Origin of the sequence: Bacillus sp. AFS001701, assembly GCF_002559405.1 — a bacterium.
Taxonomy (GTDB): Bacteria; Bacillota; Bacilli; order Bacillales; family Bacillaceae_G; genus Gottfriedia.
Genome location: NZ_NTZO01000241.1, coordinates 1 through 1910, shown reverse-complemented (window position 1 = coordinate 1910; position 1910 = coordinate 1). Strand labels below are relative to the sequence as shown.

Below are 1910 nucleotides of genomic sequence, written 5' to 3'. Positions count from 1 at the left end.
ATTCACAACAGTGAATGGAAGTTTTTATTGTACTCCCATGGTAGTTGTATAAGAAAGTAACATAAAATTAATGATACCTTAGTATCACTAACGATAACTAATACTAGCGCTAATCCAATTACTCAGATTTTTTCCGTTGCACTAAAAGGAATAATATTTCCAGGTGAAACAAGAACTGTTCTTGTAAAAACTAAAATGATAGAAGTTACGAATCGCTCAAATACACCGGGATCAATTCACTATACACTTGTATATGAACTTGATTCTGAATAATGACCTTAAATTTATTAACTTTAAATGTTGGACAACCCCTGATGAACCAATGTCATCTGAAATTAAAATAAATCCCTCTTTTGGAATCAATGCAGATATGGGGTTTCGAAAATATAAAGCACTTAATAATCCTTTTTCTCTAATTTTGTTCAACTCACCACAGTGAATGGAAGTTTAAAACATACTTCCATAGTAGTTGAATATCATCGAGTTGCTACGGCAGCTCTTTTTTCAATAATCTAATCCTTCTTCAACTAAACTGCCATTATGTTGAATATAAAAACCGACTAAACAGCCGATCTTGTTGTTCAACTAATGCATTAGTTAGTTCAATAAGTTCTACTTCACTCTTCACTTTTATGTCCGTGTTATAATGGATATGATTTTTAGACATTATAAAGGGGATTACATATGTACATTTGGAATGTAAAAGGGCTCGTTCAAGCTTTAAAAGAAGAGAGTCTGTCCAGTAAGTCACAAAGATACCATAAAATAATAGGTATTTCATTATTCGCAATAGTTTTACTAGCTTATCCGTTAGTATTGTTAACTGAAACTTTTAACATCTTAGATATTATTGATTTGATTAGTTTTCTGTTTATCAATCTAGTTGGAATTTATTTAGCATATAAAATAAATCAACGAGGAGATGGGAAGGAATTTGTCTTTCGCTATTTTAGTTTGTATCTTCCACTCACACTCCGATTTTTTGTCCTAGTTACGGTTATTATGATTGTCGGTTATTTAATTCTAACTTATATTGATCCTTCAATTTCCTTGAATGAGACCAACTGGTTCGATTTAGTTACTTCTGTTGGAACAGAAATATATTTCAATGTCTTAATGATTAAATATATAAAAATGTTAAATAAGTAATTAGTTTCTAAGTTGTATCTATCATTTAATCAATGATTAGCTTATTCAAATAACGCTGTGCTTTAGTTTAATAAGAACCTACAAAATACCAATTTGCATCTAATTTTTTAACTTGTTTAAAGTCACCATCAAAATCACTTACGGAAGGCTTATTTTTTGGAGAATATACAAAGCCAGAGAAACTATCTGAAATGCCTCTATAAGTGAAGAATAGGATTTTAAAATCTTTTTTATCTCCTTTAATTACAATATCTCCACCACCTTTAGATAGCAGAGCATATTTTTTTGGAAGGTGGATTAAAGTTTCATTATAAGATACATTTGGATTTAGTGATCCATTCGATACCATCTTCACTATCATTTCTCTCTCTGATTTATGTTTTTCAAAGTCCGCATTAATAACTATTTGATTAAAAGGAACGAAAATCAACAATAAAATAGTAATAAATTGTACTAGAACAGGCTTCCAGTCTTTATTTTTATAAAAACCTATGAAACTTCTGACTGTAACAAAGACGAAAAAACCAAACACTATAAGCCAAAGAAAAGGCATTAGAAATTCTGTTAAAATATCAACGAAATGCCACTGTGTAAATTCAAAAATGATTACGAATATACTACTAAAAATTGATAATAGAAATAATTGATTCTTCTTCATCTTCATTTTAAACCAACCTTTAAGTTTTTTAATTTCTCCCTAGAATTGATTTTAACCTAATTTTTTTAAGTATTAAATTACTATTTTTTTTATTCCACTAATC

At 29.0% G+C, this 1910-nt stretch carries 2 protein-coding genes; one reads left to right on the top strand and one right to left on the bottom strand.

Annotated features, from left to right (window positions below; genetic code table 11):
- Window positions 1-684 precede the first annotated feature (684 nt).
- Entirely contained in the window at window positions 685-1149 is a 465-nt protein-coding gene (locus CN514_RS16200; RefSeq protein WP_098233475.1) for a hypothetical protein, read from the top strand.
- A gap of 67 nt (window positions 1150-1216) precedes the next feature.
- Here the strand turns inward: CN514_RS16200 and CN514_RS16195 are convergent, their stop codons facing one another.
- Window positions 1217-1813, bottom strand: a complete 597-nt coding sequence (locus CN514_RS16195; RefSeq protein ID WP_286141721.1) for a hypothetical protein — start codon at window positions 1811-1813, stop codon at window positions 1217-1219.
- Window positions 1814-1910 lie beyond the last annotated feature (97 nt).

Excerpts from the sequence above, each read along its gene's own strand:
- CN514_RS16200 (WP_098233475.1), top strand. The coding sequence starts at position 685 with ATGTACATTTGGAATGTAAAAGGGCTCGTTCAAGCTTTAAAAGAAGAG.
- CN514_RS16195 (WP_286141721.1), bottom strand. The coding sequence starts at position 1,813 with ATGAAGATGAAGAAGAATCAATTATTTCTATTATCAATTTTTAGTAGT.